Origin of the sequence: Lentzea rhizosphaerae (assembly GCF_042649515.1) — a bacterium.
Lineage (GTDB): Bacteria > Actinomycetota > Actinomycetes > Mycobacteriales > Pseudonocardiaceae > Lentzea > Lentzea aerocolonigenes.
In genome coordinates, this window is the sequence record NZ_JBHRZI010000023.1 from 73,106 (window position 1) to 93,473 (window position 20,368).

At 72.2% G+C, this 20,368-nt stretch carries 11 protein-coding genes; 3 read left to right on the top strand and 8 right to left on the bottom strand.

Features of this window, described 5'->3' with window-relative positions:
* Positions 1-46: 46 nt before the first annotated feature.
* Positions 47-397 carry a hypothetical protein gene (locus ACFOWZ_RS27570; protein WP_382376800.1) on the top strand — a complete coding sequence of 117 codons (351 nt, stop codon included), beginning with the start codon at positions 47-49 and terminating at the stop codon, positions 395-397.
* Positions 398-448: 51 nt separating this feature from the next.
* Positions 449-1,039 carry a superoxide dismutase family protein gene (locus ACFOWZ_RS27575; protein ID WP_382376801.1) on the top strand — a complete coding sequence of 197 codons (591 nt, stop codon included), beginning with the start codon at positions 449-451 and terminating at the stop codon, positions 1,037-1,039.
* Between the two features lie 101 nt (positions 1,040-1,140).
* Here the strand turns inward: ACFOWZ_RS27575 and ACFOWZ_RS27580 are convergent, their stop codons facing one another.
* The 7 genes from ACFOWZ_RS27580 to ACFOWZ_RS27610 all read right to left on the bottom strand — a co-directional run bounded on the left by ACFOWZ_RS27580 (position 1,141) and on the right by ACFOWZ_RS27610 (position 16,574).
* Positions 1,141-2,016 carry a PucR family transcriptional regulator gene (locus tag ACFOWZ_RS27580; RefSeq protein ID WP_382376802.1) on the bottom strand — a complete coding sequence of 292 codons (876 nt, stop codon included), beginning with the start codon at positions 2,014-2,016 and terminating at the stop codon, positions 1,141-1,143.
* A gap of 381 nt (positions 2,017-2,397) precedes the next feature.
* Complete coding sequence (locus ACFOWZ_RS27585) at positions 2,398-5,196, bottom strand: ATP-binding protein (protein WP_382376803.1); 2,799 nt, start codon at positions 5,194-5,196, stop codon at positions 2,398-2,400.
* Complete coding sequence (locus ACFOWZ_RS27590; protein ID WP_382376804.1) at positions 5,193-7,607, bottom strand: hypothetical protein; 2,415 nt, start codon at positions 7,605-7,607, stop codon at positions 5,193-5,195. Before ACFOWZ_RS27590 ends, ACFOWZ_RS27585 begins: the two co-directional genes overlap by 4 nt.
* A gap of 58 nt (positions 7,608-7,665) precedes the next feature.
* Positions 7,666-10,317, bottom strand: coding sequence for a helix-turn-helix transcriptional regulator (locus ACFOWZ_RS27595; RefSeq protein ID WP_382376805.1), 2,652 nt, complete (start codon positions 10,315-10,317; stop codon positions 7,666-7,668).
* 232 nt (positions 10,318-10,549) lie between these two features.
* On the bottom strand, positions 10,550-11,314 hold the full coding sequence (locus ACFOWZ_RS27600) for an IclR family transcriptional regulator (protein WP_382376806.1): 765 nt from the start codon (positions 11,312-11,314) through the stop codon (positions 10,550-10,552).
* 104 nt (positions 11,315-11,418) lie between these two features.
* Complete coding sequence (locus tag ACFOWZ_RS27605; protein ID WP_382376807.1) at positions 11,419-14,016, bottom strand: helix-turn-helix transcriptional regulator; 2,598 nt, start codon at positions 14,014-14,016, stop codon at positions 11,419-11,421.
* A gap of 143 nt (positions 14,017-14,159) precedes the next feature.
* Entirely contained in the window at positions 14,160-16,574 is a 2,415-nt protein-coding gene (locus ACFOWZ_RS27610) for a right-handed parallel beta-helix repeat-containing protein (RefSeq protein WP_382376809.1), read from the bottom strand.
* Between the two features lie 246 nt (positions 16,575-16,820).
* Here ACFOWZ_RS27610 and ACFOWZ_RS27615 point away from each other — a divergent pair, with 246 nt between their 5' ends.
* Positions 16,821-19,409, top strand: coding sequence for a LuxR C-terminal-related transcriptional regulator (locus ACFOWZ_RS27615; protein WP_382376810.1), 2,589 nt, complete (start codon positions 16,821-16,823; stop codon positions 19,407-19,409).
* A gap of 97 nt (positions 19,410-19,506) precedes the next feature.
* Here ACFOWZ_RS27615 and ACFOWZ_RS27620 read toward each other — a convergent pair whose 3' ends face one another.
* Complete coding sequence (locus ACFOWZ_RS27620) at positions 19,507-20,250, bottom strand: type VII secretion system-associated protein (protein ID WP_382376811.1); 744 nt, start codon at positions 20,248-20,250, stop codon at positions 19,507-19,509.
* Between the last annotated feature and the right edge of the window lie 118 nt (positions 20,251-20,368).

The following is a 20,368-nucleotide window of genomic DNA, read 5'->3' on the forward strand; positions in this document are numbered from 1 at the left end:
CTGTGGAATTAGTTTTTACCTGCAAGCACCCCACGAGAGGTGAGAGATGCTTCCCTTCACACGCAAGACACTGGTGGTCGCGGCCGTCGTCGCCGCCGGACTGGGATCACCCGGACTGGCTCAGGCGTCCTCGCCGTCGGTGCAGCTGGAGCTCTGCAACACCAGGCCGGAGTCGGGCGACTTCGAGATCACCGGGCTCAACCAGCACAACGCCAGAGTCTCCTCGCCGATCCTCGTCATCTCCGGACGCGGCTGCCGGCTCTTCGCGAACTGGTGGTGGAAGACGGGCCAGACGGTGAGCGTGGCCGCCCGCAGAGGCGGAAGCCTGATCGGGGCGTCCATCACCATCAGCTCCTCCGAGCGGAACGGCTCCACCCTCACGTACCCGATCGGGTAGCGCACTTTCACGACTGTCCATCCACTTCGGACGAAACAACTAGGAGAATCGATGCGCACGACCGCGACCGCCTTCGCGGGCACCGTCCTGCTGGCGGCCGGACTCGCCGCCTGTTCCTCCGGCGGCGACGCGAGCCCCGCCCCGGCCTCGACCGGGGTGACCCCGGTGGTGGGAGTCGCGGTCACCGGGCCCGCGGCCTCCGGCGAGCAGCCGAAGGGCATCACCTACGACACGAAGCGGATTCCGGCCGGCGCGCAGCTCGCGACGTCCGCGAAGGTCGACGGCGGGCGGACCACCGTGACGCTGACGGTCACGGGCCTGCTGCCGGACACCAAGTACGGCTCGCACGTGCACACCAAGCCGTGCGGCGCGAAACCGGCCGACTCCGGCCCGCACTACCAGGACCAGAAGGACCCGGTCACGCCGAGCGTCGACTCGAAGTACGCCAACGCGGAGAACGAGATCTGGCTGGACTTCACCACCGACGCCAAGGGCTGGGCGACCTCCTCGGCGACGGTCGGCTGGGAGTTCCGCAAGGGCGAGGCCAACTCCGTCGTCGTCCACGCCGCGCACACCAGCACGGAGCACGGCAAGGCGGGCACGGCGGGCGACCGGCTGGCCTGCCTCACCAACGCTTTCTGACCCCCGGATCGTCTGCTCAGTCCCTCCCGCACTGGCACGGAGCAGACGCAGAGCCGTGCGCCGGAGCACCCGGCGGACGGCTCTCGTTCCTGCGGCCGGAGTCAGCGCACCGAATCGGCGATCAGCGCGGCGGTCAGCAGCTGCACGCCGCGGCCGCTCGTCGGGTCGCAGCCGGTGACGCCGGCGATCCGCTGCAGCCGGTAGTCGAGCGTGCTGCGGTGGATGAAGAGGTTCTTCGCCGCCTTGTTGCGGTTGTAGTCGGCGTCGATCAGGGCCGTGAGCGTCTCCCACAGGACCGCGTGGGCCCGCAGCGGCTTGATCACCGCGACCAGGTTCTCGGTGACCTCCTCGTGGCGGATCACCGCGTACTCGACGAGGACGTCGTTGATGCTGTACATCCCGCTGGCGCGCCTGCCCGCCGCGACGAGGCGCAGGACGTCGCTCGCCTCGCGGAAGCCGTCCGCGAGCTGGGCCCTTCCCCGCTTCGCGACGGCGAGCCAGCCGCTGCCGTTCAGCCACTGGGTGAGGTGTCCGGTGATGCGCTTCGTGCGGCAGTCGTCGATGTCCGGGATCAGCAGCACGAGGTCGCCGTCGTGGCGCGTGCTGAGGACGCCGGGGCCCGCGAGCTCGGCCGAGACCGCCTTGCCGCGCCCGGAAGCGCCGCTGCGGACGACTGCGACGAGGTAGCGCGTGGCCAGGCTGTCCAGCACGGGCTGCGGCACCGCGCGGCCCGCGATCAGGTCGGCGGCCAGGTCCCGCGGCACGCTCGTGGCCTGACCCGCGTTGCGCCGGAAGCCTTCCAGGAACTCCTCGAGGATCGACCCGCTGCTGCGCACGAGGTTCGCGAGCTCGGGGTTGTCACCGGCCGCCTGCAGCAGGACGTCCACGAGCTCGCCGTGGCGGTCGCCGCTCCACTTCTCACCGACAGCCCGCACTCTGGCCAGGAAGTCCACCGGCTCGGACGAGGAGTCGCTCACCGGTCGCAAACCCGAAAACGGGGCCCTGACATCCACCGAGGGCTCCCATTCGACCGCGGTTTCCGTCATTGTCGATCCACCTTCCCGAAGGACACGGTCGTGTCGACGAAACACGATTCCTCAACTGTTCTCCGAACGCTCGACCGAACAAAGCCGAGGTCGTTGAAGTTTCCACCGATCTGGGAAAAATGTTAGGGAGTCTCGGGAGTCCGGGTCAACGTCGCGTACCAAATACTGTGGTGCCGTACCACCTATGGTTCGGTAGGGGGTGCACGGAGCGTGACGGTTCGGTCAGACGTATGACGTGTGCTCAGTTGAAGATGGGCTGTTCAGGCGATTGCATTAGCCGTTCTGCATCGGTCGGACTGCTCCGAACTGGTGTCAGCGCGTCATCAAGCCGGGTGACGTCGACCCCACGCTCCGGAGCGCCTCGGCCAGCTCCGAGCGCCCCCGCACCCCGAGCTTGCGATAGGTGTTCGTGAGGTGTTTCTCGACAGCTCTCGAGGTGACGTCGAGCATCTCGGCGATTTCCTGGTTCGACCGGCCGCCCACCGCGAGCATCGCGACTTTCTGCTCGGATCGCGTCAGTTTTCCGCTGGCGCTCGAAGGAGCACTGAAACCGAGTGCGACACGAGCACGATCGGCGATTCTCTGCGCACCGGTTTCCTCGGCGAGTTCGAGACAGGAACGCCACGAATCCGGACATTCCGTGAACTCGGCACGTTGTCTGAGCGCGTGCAGGAGCTCCAGCCGGTGTGCCGAGGTCCGCAGCACCTCGATCGCGCGGCCGGTCAGCTCCAGGCCGCGGTCGCCTCCGACGATTCTCCCGAGCACCCGCAGCGTTCTGCCGATGCCCGACGCCGCACCCCACTCCTCCGCGATCAGCCGCTCCTCCTCGGCGAGCGCGATCGCGTCGCAGGTGGCGCCGAGCTTGAGCTTCACGAGCGCGAGCGCCGACCGCCACGGGAACAGCACGGGGTTGCGCCAGCCGGACCGGTCCAGGTGTGCGCCGCAGTCGGTCAGCGTCAGCGCGGCGGCGGCGTGCGCACCGCGTGCGACGGCCGCGTGCGCGCGCAGCAGCCCGGTCACCGTGACCAGGCACGGGTTCCCGCGCTCCGCCTCGACCGAGGCGAGCACCTGGTCGACGAGGATCGGATCACCGAGCTGCAGTGCGACGGCGCCGGACACGACAGCCGCCGACGTGCCGACCGAACCCGAGTCCCACGCACCGAGGTCGAGGGCGTCGGACGCGGCGCGCGTCGCCTCGGCGACCTGGCCGGTCACGAGGTGGACCAACGACTGCTCGGTGCGGATCATCGCCTGTTCGACGACGTCACCCCGTTGCCGCGCGGCGCCGAGCGCTCTCTCCAGCCAGCCCGCCACCGCGCCGGGCGAGTCCGCCGCGGCCAGTGCCGTCACCAGCAGCGGCGCCGCGCTGGCGGAGTGCGTCGACGACGCCGGCTGACGAGCCAGCAGCTGCTCGGCCAGCACCGCCACCCGGCGCGCGGGCACGCTCGCGGTCAGCGCCGCCGCGTTGACCAGCACCGACAGCAGTTCGCGGGCCGCCCCGCTGTCGGTCCACTCGGCCTCCTGCAGCTCGTCCAGCCGCGCAGCGGTGCCGGCGAGCCCCCACGGCTCGGTCCGCCAGATGAAGCGGAGTCTGGCCTCGAGCCGCAGGGAGAGGTCGCGATCGACCCCGCTGAGCTGCTCCGGCGGACCGAACTCGTCGACGACGCCGCGCAGGATCGAGACGACGGCGTCCGGCGCGTCCCCCATCACCGCGGGCGTGAGCCTGATCAACGCGGCCGCCCGTTCGCGGGGACCGGGCAGCAGCGCGATCGCGTACGAGAGCGTGCGCACCGCCGCGTTCACGTCCAGCAGGCGTTCCGCGCTCGCCAGCTCGACGAGGACCGTGGCCCGGTCCTGCCCGTCGACGGACGTGTCCAGCAGTGCGCGCCGCAGGTAGGCGACAGCGGTCTCCGGTGCACCGCGCCGCAGTGCGACGTGCGCGGCGTCCCGCAGGGCCTCCACCGCCCACACGCCCTGAGGCGTCGTGGTGGCGAGCAGCTGCCCCGCCACCGCCTCCACGGGTTTGCCCAGGTCGTACAGCAACCGCACAGCGCGGAGGTGGAGCTGTTCGCGTTCACCGGCGGTCATCAGGTCGTCGACCGCCTCCCGCGCACCCGGATGGGCGAACCCGGTGCCGCGGAACAACCCGAGCCGCTCCAGACCGCGCACGATCTCCGCGGTCGACGGTTCGTCGAGATCGGCGAGCGCGCTCACCACGTCCAGCTCGGCGGACTCCCCCAGCACCGCCGCCGCCTTCAACAGCCGCCGCACCGGCTCCGGCTGCGCCCTCATGCAGGCGACCACCCGCTCCCGGACCTGCGCCGGACGCACCGTGCGCACCAGCTCCGCGTTCGTCTCCGTCGGCGGCTCGTCCCCCACCGCCCACGCCAGCGCGAGTCCGGTGAGCAGCAACGGATTGCCGCCGGTCACCTCGTGACAGGCCAGCCCGAACGCCTCGTCGCACTCGCGTCCCAGCTTGGCGCGAACGAGCTTGGCGGCTCCTGCCGGGCTCAGCGGCCGCGGTCTCAGCCGCCGGGTGGCCGCCGCGAGAACCGCCGCCGCCGCGGGCCGTTCGGCGAGTGGATCTCCCTCCCGCACAGTCACCACCATCACCACCCGCAGGTGCCGGATGCGGCCGGCCAGCAGTTCGAGCACCGCGAGCGAAGGCTCGTCGGACCACTGCAGGTCGTCGACGAGCACGAAGAGCGGTTTGGCCGCGCTGAGGTTGCGAACGAGGGCGAGAAGTCCGATGTGGACGGACTGGGTCACGTCGTCGGCGTCTCCCCTGCCGAGCACCGGACCTGCTTGTGCCGCAGGCCCTTCCCACACCTCCGCCGGAGCGGCGGCCAGCACCGGGTCGAGGAGCTGCCGCACCACCCCGTGGGCGTGATCACGTTCCATCGAGGTCGCGGAGGCGTGCAACACGGAGAACGACGCGGCGGCGGGATGCCGGGACAGCGCGCGGAGGAGCGCGGTCTTGCCGTTCCCCAGCGGACCGGACAGCACCACGACGCTGCCGCTGCCGTCCAGGGCCTGCTCGAGAGCCCGGGCCACCTGGCTCGTCTCGTCATCGCGTTCGAGCAGCACTCCGGTCGCGCATCCTCTCGTCATGCCGTGGGAACCCAGCCGAGCCCGCGGGCCCGGTGGATCAGCGGGGTCGATCGGCACAGGACGGCGATCTCCGCCGCCTCACCGATCATCGGCGCCGCGGACGCGGGGTCCACGACCTGGGCGAGCTCGAGCAGTGCGGTCGCGCGCAGCAGCCGGAACGGTGAGCCCGTGAGCAGGCGGACGGCCTCCCGCAGGTGATCCTCTCCGCCGACGACGGCCGCGCAGCTCAGGTGAGCGCGGGCCGTGGTGCTGGGCGCGCCCCAGCGCTGGGCGAGTTCCAGGTCGCGAGCACACGTGCGGGCCGCGCGTTCGTGATCGCCGGTCGCGGCCAGGGCGGCAGCGGCGATCGACCGCCACGGCAGTGCGGCGGGGTTCACCCACTGCCGGGACAGCATCCAGCGTCCGCACTCGTCCGCGCGCGCCACGGCCTCGGCGGGGTCGCCGGTCACGAGAGCGAGCACGGCGCGGGCGAAGCTGAAGAACGTCCGCGCGTAACCGAAGCCGATCCGCTCGTCCGGCTGGCTCGCGGCCAGCTCGATCGCGCGGTCGAGGTCGCCGCGTTCGAGGTTCACCAGCACGTCCGCGGCGACCATGATCGGTCGCGCGTCCGGGTGCAGGTTCTCCAGCGGGTACGCCGACCGCGCCTGCTCCATGTCGGCGGCGGCGTGGTCGAGGTCGCCCGCCATCGCGCGCACCTTCGCCCGCATCATCAGCGCCTGCGGCACGACCGTGATCAGCCGCCTCCGCCGGGCCTCGGCGATGACCAGGTCCAGGCCGGCGACGGCCCCGGCGACGTCGTCGAGCGCGCCCAGCGTGAGGCACCCGAACAGCCGCGACGTGAGCAGCTTGGCGGGTGCGTCGAGGGCGGTCCTCGCCGCCGCCCTGGCGCGTTCGGCGTCGACGCCCTCGCACGCGTGCATCCACGCGGCGACCCCCGCGCGATCGGGGTTGCCGCACGAGCCGGGCAGTTCGGCCGTCTCGAGAATGCCCAGCTCCGGCGTCTCGACCGGAGCGTCGTCGGCGATCCAGTACAACGACGTGACGGCTTCGCGATCGCCCCCGGACGACCGCACCGCGGTCAGCGTGCGCCGCAGCAGGGCGGCGTCGCCGCGTCCCCACAACTGGTCCGCCGCCGCGAGCCGCACGTCCGCGCACTCCGGTGGCTGGGGTTCCAGCAACATCCTGGCGAGCCTGCGGTCCGCGGCGACGGGTTCGGCCACGTGCTCCGCGGTGGCGAGCTCCAGCACGAGCTCGGCTCGCACGAGCGGTGTGACGTGCTCGGCCAACGCCCGCCGCAGGTACGCGGTGGCCTCGGCCGGACAGTCACCGTCCACCTCGTCCCGTGCGGCGGCCCGCAGCAGCGGCACCACCCACGGCTCGCCGAGCGGCGGGGCCCCGACCAGCAACCGCGCCACCTCGGACGGGTGGACGGCGCACTGGTGTCCGAGCCGGGCCGCCCGTGCGTGCAGGTCTTCGCGTGCTCGGGTCGGCATGCCCTCCAGCACCCGCGCGACCCTGATGCCCGCGGCCAGCTCCGGTTTGCCCGGCGCCGTCACGAGTCCCGCGCCCACGAGCAGCTCCAGAGCCCGGCCGGGCGAGATCGTCCGCAGCCCGGCCAGCACCCCCATCAGGTCGGCCGGGAACGACGGACCGCAGATCGCGATCACCCGCAGCAGGTCGACGGCCTCCGCGGGCAGCGAGCGGACGGCACGCGTGGTGAAGTCCGCGAGCACGTCGGCCGCGATGCCCGCGACCGCGCCGGTGCTGGCGCCGACGGGTTCCAGGCCGTCCTCCGCACACCGGTCGAGCAACGGCCGCAACGTCGCCGGACGGCCACCGGTGTGGTCGTGCAGGGCAGTGGCGAACTCGTCGTCGCCCGGCCTGCCGAACCTGCCGGTCACCAGCCCCGAGACACCGTCGTGCCCGAGCGGCCGCAACGGCACAGTCGTGGCGCCGGGCAGCACCGGGAGGCAGGCGTCCGTGACGACCGCGACCACCATCGGCACCCCGACGGCCCGTCCGGCCAGGCTCGCGAGCCAGGCGAGCGACTCGGCGTCGAGCAGGTCCGCGTCGTCGACCGCGACGAGCACCGGGCGGTCACGAGCCAGCTCCACCAGCGCCCCGACGGCCGCCGGGCCGCGGTCGTCGCGGTGCAGCTGGGACATCAGCTCGGCCACCGCACCGCCGGGTCCGCCCACCGCCGGGCACCCGCCCGCGGCCGTCAGCACCGTGACGTCCGCGCGCCGGGCGAGGTGGACGGCGTGGTCCAGCACCGCGGTCCTGCCGGTGCCGCGGTGGCCGCAGATCTCCAGCAACGACGACCGGCCCGCTGCCAGCATCCGCATCGACCGTTCCAGCACGGCGAGCGCGGCGTCCCGTTCGACCAGCGCGATCACTCCCCGGGGGTTCATCGCAGCTCCACTGCCCGCACAGCGTCTCGTTCCACCATCGCGACAACTCCCCCGCCGCTCATCGCAGCTGCACCGCGAGCTCGGCACGGGTCTGGGCGCCCAGTTTCCGGTAGGCGTTCGAGAGGTGGCTCTCCACGGTCCGCACCGTCACGTACAACTTCTCGGCGATCTCCCGGTTGGTCAGCCCGTCGGCGGCGAGCTCCGCGACCCTGAGCTCACCGCTGGTGAGCGCGTCCCTGGGTGAGGCGTGCACCGCGCTCACCCGGCCGCCCGCGGCGGTCAGCAGCTCGTGCGCCCGGTCCGCGGCCATGCTCGCGCCGCAGCGCACCGCGATGTCCATCGCCGCACGCAGGTGCTTGCGGGCCGTCTTCTCGTCCTGTGCGCGCATCAGCGCGTTGCCCAGCGCCCGCAACGCCTGTGCTTCGCACAGCCGCGATCCCGCCTCGCCCAGTTCGGTCACGGCCTGCTCCAGCGTCAGGACGTCTCCCGTGCTCATCCCCTCGGCGAGCAGGGCGTAGCCGCGCGCGGCCGGCGTGTTCCAGGCGAGTGCGGCGTCGGCACCGCGTTCGGCGATCTCGGCCGCCTCGGCGAGCCTGCCCAGCCGCATGTTCACCGCGACGGCGTCGATCCACCACGGCACGAGCACCGGGTTGTGCACGCCCATCGCGTCGAACTCCCGGCCGCACCGCTGGAGCATGTCCAGTGCCGCGTCGTGGTCGCCGCAGTTCCACAGCCAGTGCGCCCTGACGTCCAGCGCCCAGCCGTACTCGACCGGGTCGCGCGGTGTGTGCATGCGGTGCAGGAGTTGCTCGGTCCGGTCGGTGTCGCCGCGGCGCACCAGCACCGACGCCAGCACCGTCAGCGCGCAGAAGTCCTCGGGACCGGGCATCTCCAGCACGGCGCAGGCGTCCCGCTCCGCCTGCAGCAGGTCACCCGTGTCGTACACGAGGCCTGCGCGAGTTGCCAGGGCGACCTTGCGGGTCTCCACATCACCGGCCTCGACGATCTCGTCCACCAGCGTCACGGCGGCGGCCGGCTCGCCGCAGAAGTGCAGCGACGTGACCGTGAAGACGTCCCAGAACCCGCGGGCGCCGCCAGGCGCGGGAAGCGCTGACCGGAGGTGGCCCAGTGCGGTGGGAAGTGACTCGCCGCGCAGCACCTCGGCCCTCGCGAGCTGCTGCGCGAGCCTGCGCCCGCCCTCCGCCCGGCCCTCGGACGGTGTGATCACACGCGCGCGGTCCATCGCCTGGCTGACGGTGGCCGAGCCACCGAACCCGTTGGCGAGGGCCATGGCCTCGGTCTGGGCCCGCAGCTCGGGGTCGACCGCGGCGAGCCTGCCCGTGCGCTCCTCTTCGGACAGGTAGCCGGAGAGCAACCGGAACCCCTCGGGCCCGCGGCCCACCCGCAGCGCCACCGCGCCGCAGCTGATCGCGACCGACACACGCACCGCGGGATCGGTGACGTCGGCGAGCAGCTCCGCGTAGACGTCCATCGCCGCCGACGGGTCGATCTCGGACAACCGGGTCGCCAGTTCGCGGCGCGTGTCGACGTGGCCGGGCACCGCGTCCAGCACCCTGCGCAGGTAGCTCACCGCCAGCTCCGGGGCGAGCGTGTTCTCCCGTGCCGCGCCACGCAACGCGCAGAACATCCACACCTCGGTCAGCTCGGGCAGCAGCATGACCAGCCGGGCGATCTCCTCCTGCGGGCGGCCCTCGTCCGTGAGCAGCCGTGCCGCCCTCGTCCGGACCTCCGCCAGGTCCTCCGCGCCGTCGAGCACCCGTTCGCGCAGCACGGACGAACGGAAGCACCCGGCCGGGGTGAGCACGCCGACGGCGATCAGTTCCGCGCGCTTCGCCTCGGCTGCCGCCGGTGAGATCTCGGCGAGCGTCGCGGCGCTCGCGGCCTCGGTGCCGCCGAGCACGGCCACCGCGGTGACGTACCGGCGCGTCGGCTCCGGCTGGTCCTGCAGCCACGCGAGCTGCCACGCGACGAGCTCTTCCTCGACGTCGGGCACGACGTCGCGGGAGCAGGCCTTCGCCGCCCAGGCCAGTGCGACCTCCGGGATGCCTGCGGTGGCTTCCAGCGCGGTGAGGACGGTGTCGCGCTCGGGAATGAACCCGCACTCGCGGGCGATCAGCTCCGTCACGTCGGCCTCGTCGAACGGGCCGAGGTCGATCGTGGTCGTGTCCACGGCGCCGCTGAGATCGGCGAACATCTCCTCGGCGGCGATCCGCTCCGCACACGGGTAGACCAGCACGACGCAGATGCGCGGCTGCGGGATGCGACGCGCGAGCACCGCGAGCCAGCGGGCGGTCGCGCGGTCGCAGCGGTGGGCGTCGTCGAGCACGAGCACCAGCGGCCGGTCCGCCGCGCGCAGGACGACCAGGTCGTTCAGCGCGTACGGCCGGGCGTGCTCGTCGCGTCCGGCAGGCAGCGCGTCGACCGCGTCCGCGCCCAGCAGGCTCCTCGCGGCGGCGAGGTCCTCGCTGCCGGTGCAGGTGGTCACGAGGACGTCCGCCTCGTCGCAGACCTGCTCGCGCAGCAGCTCGACCAGCGCCGACTTCCCGATGGCACGCGGCCCGCGCAGGTGCAGGACCCCGAAACGGCCGGCGACGACCTCCCGCACCTCGGCGACCACCCGGCGCAGCTCTCGGCGCCGCCCGGCCGGTCGCCCGGTGGTCAGCCGCTCACCCACTTCGGACAGCGCCATTCCCCGACTCCCTTGTCCGCACCAGGGTCGTACCGAACGAGTCAGCCCGCCATCGCGTTCAGCATTTGGTACAACTTTCAATCGCGAAACAGGTTACTCACATTCGCCATAACGCTTCGACAACTTGAGCACCACTTGAGGTTTCACGAAGGTGTTGACGCTGGCCCGCGCAGTTTCGAGCTGATTCACGAATTGAGACGCCCGGCACGGCGGATCGTGACGAGAATTCCCACTATCGGGTGACGGATCGGGCCAGTCCCTCGGCGAGCGCGGTCAGATCCCGCACGAGGCCGGTGCGCAGCTGGTCGGTCATGCGGGCCGCCAGCAGGGTCGCGCTCACGGCGGTGGGGATCTCGGTGCCGGGCAGGGCCACGCTGACGCAGACGACACCCTCGGTGTTCTGCTCGTCGTCGACCGCGTACCCGCGCTCCCGCGTCGCGTCGAGGTCGGCGCGCAGCTCGTCCACGCCGCGGTGCGACCTGGGTGTGAGCACGGGGAGCCTGCCGACGCCGGAGAGCCGTTCCTCCAGTTCGTCGCCGGGCAGGGACGCGAGCATCGCCTTGCCCAGGGCCGTCACCACGGCGGGCATGCGGCGGCCGATGTCGCTCGCCAGGCGGACCGGCTGGCTGCCGTCGTGGCGGGCGAGGTAGACGACCTCGAGACCGTCGAGCACGGCGAGCAGCACCGTCTCCTGCGCGCCGACCGGCAGCCCGCTCGCGGTCCGGCGGAACTCCTGGACGAGATCGGTGCCCGCGAGGAACGCCTGACCGAGCTCGACCACCTTGTATCCGAGCGCCCACCTGCCGTCGACCCGCCGGATCATGTGCGTGCCCTCGAGGGCGGTGCAGAGATTCGCCACCGTCGACTTCGCGAGGTCGAGCGACCGGGCGAGTTCCGCGATGCCGAGTGGACGCCGCTGCCGGGCCAGTTCTTCGACCAGCGCCACGGCCCGGGTCACGGCAGGCGACTTGCTCTCCACCGATCGCAAGGACCGCACGGCGTCCAAATCGACTCCTCGTCAGCCAACAAAACGAAACAGGGTCAATCCCAGGTAATTCTTCGTGCAAATATCAGGACCCGAACGTGCTCGCGAATGTCCTGTCACGGCTGGGCGACGAGCCGCCCTTCCAGGCTCGCGGCCGCCAGGTCGAGCCGCGTGCGGCAGCCCGTCCTGGAGAACAACCGGGTGAGGTAGTTCTCCACCGTCTTCTCGCTCATCCGCACCGCCGTGGCGATCTGCCGGTTGGTCCTGCCCTGCTTGACCAGCGCGATGATCCGGAGCTCGACGTCGGAGAAGTCGTCCCTGGCGGCCCTCGCGCGGGGTGGTGCCATGCCCAGCTCGCGCATCGTCCGCCTGATGTGGGCGTCCATCCAGCCCTCTCCCAGGCGTTTCGCGATGCTCAGCGCCTCCTGGTACCAGGTCGCGGGGTCGTCGCCGACGTAGGCCGCGGTGACGCACGCCCGCATCAGCTCCGCCTGGCTCTCCCCGCCGCGCAACAGCTCCACCGCCTCGGCGGCCGCGGCGCCGTCGCGTCCGGCGAGGGCGCGCACGATGCGTTCGGTCGCGTGCAGTCCCGTGCCGCCGAACCTGGCGTGCCAGCGTTCGGTCTCGGCGTGCACCCGAGCCAGCGCGCAGGTGTCGCCGATGGTCCACTCCAGGTAACCCATCCGCGCGAGGAACCACCGCAGTCCGGCGGTGTTGTCCAGCTCTGCCTCGTCCCGGACCCTGTCGTACGCGGCCCAGCCCAGCTCGGCGGCCTCGCGCCAGCCGACGGAGCGGTAGAGGAGCCCGAGCTCGGTCCACGCGCGCAACGCGGGCAGCGCGCAGTCCTGGTCGACCAGCTCCAGCCAGCGCGCGGCGGTCTTGTGGTCCGTCGACGAAAGGACCTCCGCGGTCAGCAGGCGGGCGACGTCGTGGATCGCGACCCGCGGTGCCGCGTCGAGCTCCAGGCGCCGGGCGTGCGACGTGATCGACTGCCAGTTCCCGCCGAGGTAGTCGCGCAGCAACCGCGTGCAGCTCGCGAGCGGGCCGCTCGCGGGTTCGCCGTACTCGTCGCCGAGCACCAGCCGGAACATCGCCACCACGTCGTGGTTGTCGTCGGCGGCCCGGATCGCCTCGATCTCGGCGAGGTCGACGACTGCGCACGGTTCGATCCGGAACTCGGCGAACGCGGCCGCGACGTCGCTCACCCGCATCGGCGTTCCGGCGAACCAGCGGACCGCGAACGCCAGCGGGGCACGGGTTTCGGCGTACCCGGCCAGCGCGCTGTGCACCGCGCCGGACAGCGGTCGTCCGATGTGGACGGAAGCGAGCGCGGCAGCGGCCGCGAGCTCGTACCGGTTCCCGGTTCCCGCTCGGACCGCGTCCTCGACGACCTCGGCCAGGAGTTCGTGGTCTCCCACGCGCACCAGCAGGTGCAGCACCGTCCACAGGAGACGTTCGTGGTCCTGGCCCGCCGGGCAGTGCCACAGCGCCGCGCGGTACCAGCGGGCGGACAGCGCCGGGTCGACGCGCAGCAGCCGGGCCGCCTCGCGGTCCAGCACCGGCACCAGCGCGGCGTCCGGGGACAGCGCGGTACCCGCACGTGCGACGTGGGCGGCGAGCACCGCGGGCCGGGCCGACCCGCTGCGCAGCAGGTGGACGGCGAAGGTGCGGCGCACGGCCGCCAGCCCGTCGGTGCCGAGCGTGCCGACGACGGAGTCCGCCAGCGCCGGGGAAGCCGTGGTCAGCACGCCGTCGTCGGCACACCGGAGCACGCCCGCCGCGACCAGCCGGTCGACCACGGCACCACTGTCCGCCAGGTCGTGCCCGAAGGCCTCGGCGAACAGCGGCAGTTCGTCCACGCCGAACCACCCCGCCGCGGCCAGCGCGACGAGCCGCACCGCCACGTCGCCGAGTCCCGTGGTGCGGGCCACCAGGTCGTGCTCGGCCGGCAGCGCGATCACGAGGTTTCGCAGGCACAGTCGCCCGACCACCTCGGTGAGGCCGTCCTCGCGACGCACCCGGTCGAGCAGGGCGAGTGCGGCGGCGGGGTTGCCCGCGAGCTCACCGAGCGCGGTGCGCAGCGCGGGTGCGACGGACGCGTCCAGGCGTCCGCCGGCGGCGCGGTTGAGCAGCTCGCCGATCTCGCCGGCGGACATCGGGCCGAGGTCGAGCACCCGGTCCGCGAGCCCGCTCATCTCGGCCGGTCCGACGTCCGTCCCGGCGGTGGCGACGACCGTGCACCCGGCACGCCGCGCCGCTGCCATGGCGAGCAACGGCCGTGCCGCGAGGTGCACGTCATCGGCGAGGACCACCAGCGGCGCCTCGGCGCGGACGTGGTCGAAGAGGCGCACCAGGTCGGTGAACAACGCGATCCGCGATCGCGCCGACTCGTAGGTCTCTGGCCGGCAGGACCTGGTGATCGCCGCGAGGGACTCGAGCACGTCCGGGCTGCCGAACTCCGCGAACGAGTTGCGGAAGAATTCCACGACCGCCTTGGCCCGGAACAGGTCCCAGCGTTCTTCGTCAACCGCGCACGGAAGCGCGATCACCCGGATTCCGCGTTCCCCGGCCGTTCGCGCGAATTCGTTCAGAAGAGTTGTCCTGCCGATTCCGCCGGGCCCGCTGACCAGGACCAGAGCGTCCGTATCAGCGCATTCGCCCAGCGCCGCGAGCTCCGTCGCGCGCCCCACCACAGCTTTGCGTTCGTTGGCCACGATCACCCCTCCTCGCCCGCGGCGGCCAGATGGGGGCAAGGCTAGGCACGGAGGAGAAGTGACTGACTATTGACTGAAAGACTTTCCGCAAAGTTCGCAACCACGCGGACTCCACGAATTCCGTGATGTGCGGAACTATTTCCTCACACCATTGACGCGTCGAAATCCGCGGCCAGCAGCACGGTCATGTCGACGGCGGTCACCTCTGGCGACATCGCGAGCCGGGACGCCTGCCTGTCCGCCATCACCTCGAACACCTTGCGCGCGGTCCGGCCGTTGCCGAACGTGCCGTCCTTGGGGATGTGTTCGAAGTAGTCCTCGAGCACCTCGGCGGCGGACTCGTCGAGGCGGTAGTCGTGCCGCTTGCAGTGCGTGCGGACGATCGTGACCAGCTCGTCGGCGCTGTAGTTCTCGAACTCGACGGTGCGGCTGAAGCGGGACTCCATGCCGGGGTTGGAGCGGAGGAACTCGGCCATCTCCCGCGAATAGCCGGCTGCGATCACCACCACGTCCTCGCGGTGGTCCTCCATGAGCTTGAGCAGCGTGTCGATCGCCTCGCGGCCGAAGTCGGGACCGGTGCCACCGCCCTGCCCGGCAGCGAGCGTGTAGGCCTCGTCGATGAACAGGACACCGCCCAGCGCGGTGTTGAACACCTCGGTCGTCTTGATCGCGGTGCCGCCGATGACCTGGGCGACGAGATCCGCGCGGGCGACCTCCACGAGGTGGCCCGAGCGCAGCACGCCGAGGTCGGCGAGGACGGTGCCGTAGAGCCGGGCGACTGTCGTCTTGCCGGTGCCGGGCGCGCCGGCGAACACGAGGTGCCTCGCCATCGGCGGCGCCGAGAGACCGGCCTCGACCCGGCGCTTGGCCATCAGGTTGAGGTTGACCAGCGAGTTGACCTCGCGTTTGACGCCCTCCAGGCCGACCAGTGCGTTGAGCTCGCTGATCGGGTCGTTCGCCGCGCCGCGGTCCTGCTGCTGGGGCGGAGGGGGTGCGGCCGTGGCCGTCGCAGTACCGCTCGCGGACACCGTGCCGTACGCGTCGCGCGTCGCGTTGCCCGTGCTGCGCAGGTCCAGCACCTGCAGTGCGGTGCTGCCCCTGGTCTGCCGCAGGCCGGAACCGAGGTTGTCGCGCACGAGGCAGCCGGCGATCCGGATGCTCAGCTCGCTCTGCACGCCGATGCCGTCGGCGTTGTTCGCGGTGAACTCGGACTCCTCCAGCGTGCCCGACGACCCGACGCCGAACAGGAAACCGCTGCCCTTGCCGTCGCGCACCCGGCAGCGGACTGCGGTGATCTCCCCCGCGGTGTCCACGAGCACCCCGTCGCCACCGGACTCGGCGATCTCGCAGTCGGTCAGGCTGAGCGTCGCCTCCCGCACGAGCACACCCGCGCCCGCGGTGCCGCGGACGCTCGCGCCGGTGATCGACGTGCGCGCCCCGGTGAGCACCACGATTCCGTTGCGCCCGCAGCGTTCGAGCTCGACGTTCTCGAACGTGCCGAGCGCGCCGTCACCCGCCTCGATCGCCGCGCCGTCGCAGCCGGCCACGTGCAGCCGGCGGAAGAACGGGTCGGCCGAGGTCGCCAGCCGCACACCGGCGCCCGTGCACGACGACACCGAGGCGCGGGTGATCTCGGTGGTGCCGCGGTCAGCCACGCCGATGCCGACGCCGACGACGTCGCGCGCCTCGCAGTCCTCCGCGGTGCCGGCGGCCTGACCGGTGAACAGGTAGCCGTGCTCCCTGGTCCGGCGGACCTGGAACCTCCGCAGCACGGGCGCGCACGACTCGGCGGCGAACACGCCCTCCGCGCCCGCGCCGGTCACGGAACTGTCCTCGAGCAGGACGTCGCCCGAGGACGCCAGGTAGAACCCGATGCCTTCGACGTCGCTCACCGCGAGGCGGGTGGCCACCGCGCTCGCGTGCTGTTCGACCGCCACGGCCGGTTTGGCGGTGCCGGTGACGGTCGAGTCGGTCACGGTGATCCGGCCGTGCCCGTTGAGGCAGATGCCGTTGCCGCCGGCCTCGCGGACCTCGCACGCGCGCATGACGAGCTCGCCGTGCTCGGCGATCACCACGCCCGACGTGCCGAGTTCGCGCAGCCGGCAGGAGTCCATCAGGTTGCCGCCGGAGGAGGTGATCACGACACCGGCGCCGGCCGGATTGCGGACCTCGCAGCCGCGCATCAGCACCGTGCCCTTGCCGGTGGCGTAGACCGCCGACCACGCGGCGGCCGTTATCTTGCACTCGGTGAAGCTCAGCTGGCCCGCGGCCACGAGGACGGCGGGCGAGTCGGTGTCGGCGGAGGAGACGGTCAGCCCGGTCAGCGCGGCGGAACCGGCGTTGAGCAGCACCGCGGGCCCGTTCGCGGCGAGCAGCTCGACGGTGCCGGGACCGTCCTCCGCGGTGATCGTGACGGCCTTGGTCAGCACCAGCGACTCCTGGTACCGGCCGGGACCCACCAAGATCACGGAACCGTCCACAGCGGACGCCAGAGCGTCCGAAATGGACCGGTGCCCGCGAGCCGCCGAGGCGTTGACCGTGATCACGTCGTGGCCCAACTCGTTTCCTCCCGTCTGCGCCGCGTCCGATCCTCCACGCCGCCACCCGCGTTCAGCCGCACATGTCCGCACTCGCGCAACAAATTCCTCGATTCGCGGAGAGCGCGCTCGTCTGGCGGCCACCCACCGGTTGGACTAGTGTGGCGCCGCAGTGAGGGGGCTGGTGCCGGCCGGCACCGAACCCCGTGGCACTCCAGGGAGTTCCCTCACGGACCTTCCTCCGCGACCTACCCGGTGGAGCGCCCGTTGCAGCAAGATCGACTCGTCGTCTCCTCCGAACGTGTCCCGTTCGTCCCCGACTTCGGTTCTGGTGGGCTGACAGTGGTGTGCGGCCGGTCCGAAGTGGACCTCGCCGTGGTGGTCGACGAACTGCGCCGGCGGCACGGTCAGGGCGTCAAGGTCGTCGACCTGTCGTTCAGCGAGTCGACCGCCGACCTGCTGACGCGGGGTTGCCTGACGGTGTTCACGAACCTGCACCGCCTGCCTGGCGTGGCGGTGGAGTCGCTGGCACGTCAGATCGCCGCCGCCGGAACCCGATGCCTGGCCACCGTCGTCCTGCCGTTGGCGCCGTCCTCCCGACCCGCGTTCGCTGCGGCCTTCGCGCGCCTGCACGGCCTGGTCCGGCTGGTGACGTTGCGACCGGTGCCGCGCTGCGGGTTGCCGGACCTGGTGGTGTCGCTGACCGGTGCCCTGCCGGAAGCCGCTCTGTGCTCGCTGCTGTGGTCCCTGACGCGCGGCTGGCCCAGCGCCGTCGCCGCCGCCCTCCGAATCGGGTCGATCACCGTCGTGGATCGCCACTGCTACCTCTCTGGCTGGCCCACCCGGTTCGAGGCCGACGACCTGCTGGCGAGGATCCGCGGTCTGGGGTTGCCGTTGTGGAGCGCTGCCAAGGCCGCAGCCGTCCTGGCCCCGCTCGGCCGTGCCGTGCCGCGTCTGACCGGTCAGGCGCTCGGCGTGCCGACACACGAGGCCGCCGCCCTGCTGACCGCGCTGGCCGACGCGGGCGTGCTGCTGCCGATGCGGGCGGGTTTGGTGCGGTTCCGGCTGCCGCTGCTGCAACTCGCGCTGCGGTCCGCGCTCGGGCCGTACGAGCGGCGGCGGATCGCGCAGATCGCGGTGACGGCGTTGTGGCAGGGAACCGCGGAGTGCGCCGATCCGGCGTTTCTCGCCGACCGGATCGTGGAGGCGGGCAACCTGGTCGAGGCCGGGCGGGCGCGGGCCGAGCTGCTCGGGCGGGCTGGGCACGCGGTAGCCGAGGCGGCTGGCCGCAGCGACGGTGAACTGGGCGGGCACGCGGTAGCCGCGGAGACCGGCCGCAGCGAACTGGCCGCGGCCCTCACCTTGCACGCGCACGACGCCGATCGAGCGTTGCGGTGGCTGCGCGCCGCGGCCGACCTGGCACCGAACCCCGCCGAGCGTGCCCTCACCCTGCTCGCCCACGCCCGCGCGTGCCTGGCGCACGGTGCTGCCTGGTGGGCGTTGGACTCGACGGACGTCCTGCTGCACGAGCACGTCGACGACCTGTCCGACGACCGGCTCGTCGACGTCTGCCTGACCCACCTCGCCGCCCTCGGTGCCGCGGGTGAGCTGGACACCGTCAGCCGGGTCGCTGCGGGCACGTGGTGGCCGTGGCCGGGGGGCGAGGTCCAGCGCGCGGTGGGTCGTGCTGCCGCGTTGTCGTCGCTGGGCGACTGGCGGGCCGCCCAGCAGGTGTTGGCCGACGTGCGCGACCACCCGGACGGGCACCTCGTCGCACGGCACCTGCGTGACCTCGAACCGATCACGCGGTTGTGGCTGGGCGACTCGGCCGCCTTCGACGCCGAGGTGGCTGCCGGTGAGCCGTTGCCCGACCTGCTCCAGCGCGACGCCGAGGTGCTCGTGGCGCTCGGCGAGCTGCGGCGCGCCGAGCCGCTGCTCGCCCTCACCGGGCAGGTCCGGCTCTCGTGTCAGGCCACGCTGGCCGCGGCCGGTGGGCGGGCCGACGAGGCGTTGGAGCTGGTGCGCAAGAGCATGGCCACGCAGCCTCGCACCGCGTGTGATCCCGGGCAGGGCGTCATGTTCCACGTCGCCGCGACCCTGTTGCTGCGCAAGGGGAAGCTCGTCCGGGCGCTGGAGATGGTGGCCGCGAGCCGCGAGCGCGGGCCCGCGCTTCCCCACCTGCTCGCCGTGGCCGAGGCCTCGCATCACGTGCTCTTCGGACGGCACGCGGATGCCGTCGCCCTCCTCGAAAGGGCGCTGGACCACGCCAGAGCGACGGGTGTGGTCGCGCTGACGGACCTGCTGTGGATGGCGCTGGCGGACATCGCCGTCAGCCGGGGAGATCGGTCGCCGCTGCCGTGCCATCTCGAGCGTGTCGCCGAGGTGGCCAAAAGGATGCCGACCGAGCAGGCCGAGATCAGCAGGCTCGTCCTGCACGCCACCGTGCACGGCAACTCGGCGACCGAGGCTGCGAACCTGCTGCGTACGAGGCCGCCGTTGGAACTCGCCGAAGGGCTGGAGCGGCTCGTGCGGTTCGGCGTGGGTGCGCCGGAGCTGCTGTCGGAGGCCTACGAGGCGGCGGGCGCCGTGGACGCGTTGTTGCACCGGTCGGTTTTGCGCAACCTGATGCGCACGCACGGCATTCCGGTGCCGGGGCGGCAGGCGACGGTGGCGGAGAACGAGCGGTTGCTGGCGGTGCTGGTGACCGACGGCCTCGGCAACAAGCAGATCGCGACGTTGCTCGACACCAGCGAGAAGAGTGTCGAGGGGCGGCTTTCGCGGCTGTTCTCCCGCACCGGCTACCGGTCGCGGGTCGAACTGGCCGCCGCCATGCTGACCGGACGCTTCACGGCCTGATCCCGGCGCCCTTCAAACCAGAACGCGGGGGCCCCGCGTTTCCCGGAAGGTAACGCGGGGCCCCCGCGTTACCTTCCGGGAACACGGCGGGCGGGCGTCAGCCCGCGGCGGACTCCGGCTTGGGCTTCTTGCCGCGGGGCTGGGGAGCATCGGACTCGGTGGACGGGCGGCTCTCAGCAGCGGCGGAGGCGGCGGGGGCCTCGGCGAGGGCCTGACGGAGTGCGGCGGCGATCAGGCGCATCGACGCGGGCGCGCCCGCGTTGACGAGCACGTCGACGCCCTCCTCCGGCAGCAGGCCGACCAGCTGCTCCAGGCTGACCTCGGCCCAGGCCGCGATGTTGTCGAGCTCCTCGATCTCCGCGATCCGCCGGCTGTGCGCGGGGGCCGTGGCGAGCACGACGCACGGCACCTCGTCCGGCGACATCACCACGACCGGGGTGTTCTCCTCGGTCACGGCGACGCCGAAGACGCTGCCCTCGGTCATGATCGACAGCAGCTCGCCGGGCTCGGCCTCGCCGCGCGTCACCATCTGCAGCGTCGCGTCCACCGGGTCGGTCGGCGAGTCCGGTCGCGTCGGCAGGTAGTCGGGGTTGGCGTGGAAGCGGCTGGTGGTGCCGTCCTGCTCGACGAACCACCCTCCGACGACCACCTCCAGGGGCGGGCGCGGACGTTCTTCGCCTTCCGCGGGCTCCGGTTGCTCTGCCTGCCAGGCGGGGTCGATCAGGAACACCCACTGATCACCCTCGAACCGGGCTTCGGTCTGCTCGGTCGTCGTGGCGGTCTCCGCCATCACAGCCTCCCGGCCGATGTGCTCGTCGTGATGCTTCTCGTGCGTGTCCATTCAAGGAACCCGTCGACGGCCGGTGGGCCTCCTGGAGCGCGGAGGCGGCAACCTCCGGGGGAATCATTCACGGAAGTCCTGGCCACGCCCGTGCGGAGGTGAACACCCACTGTAGTCC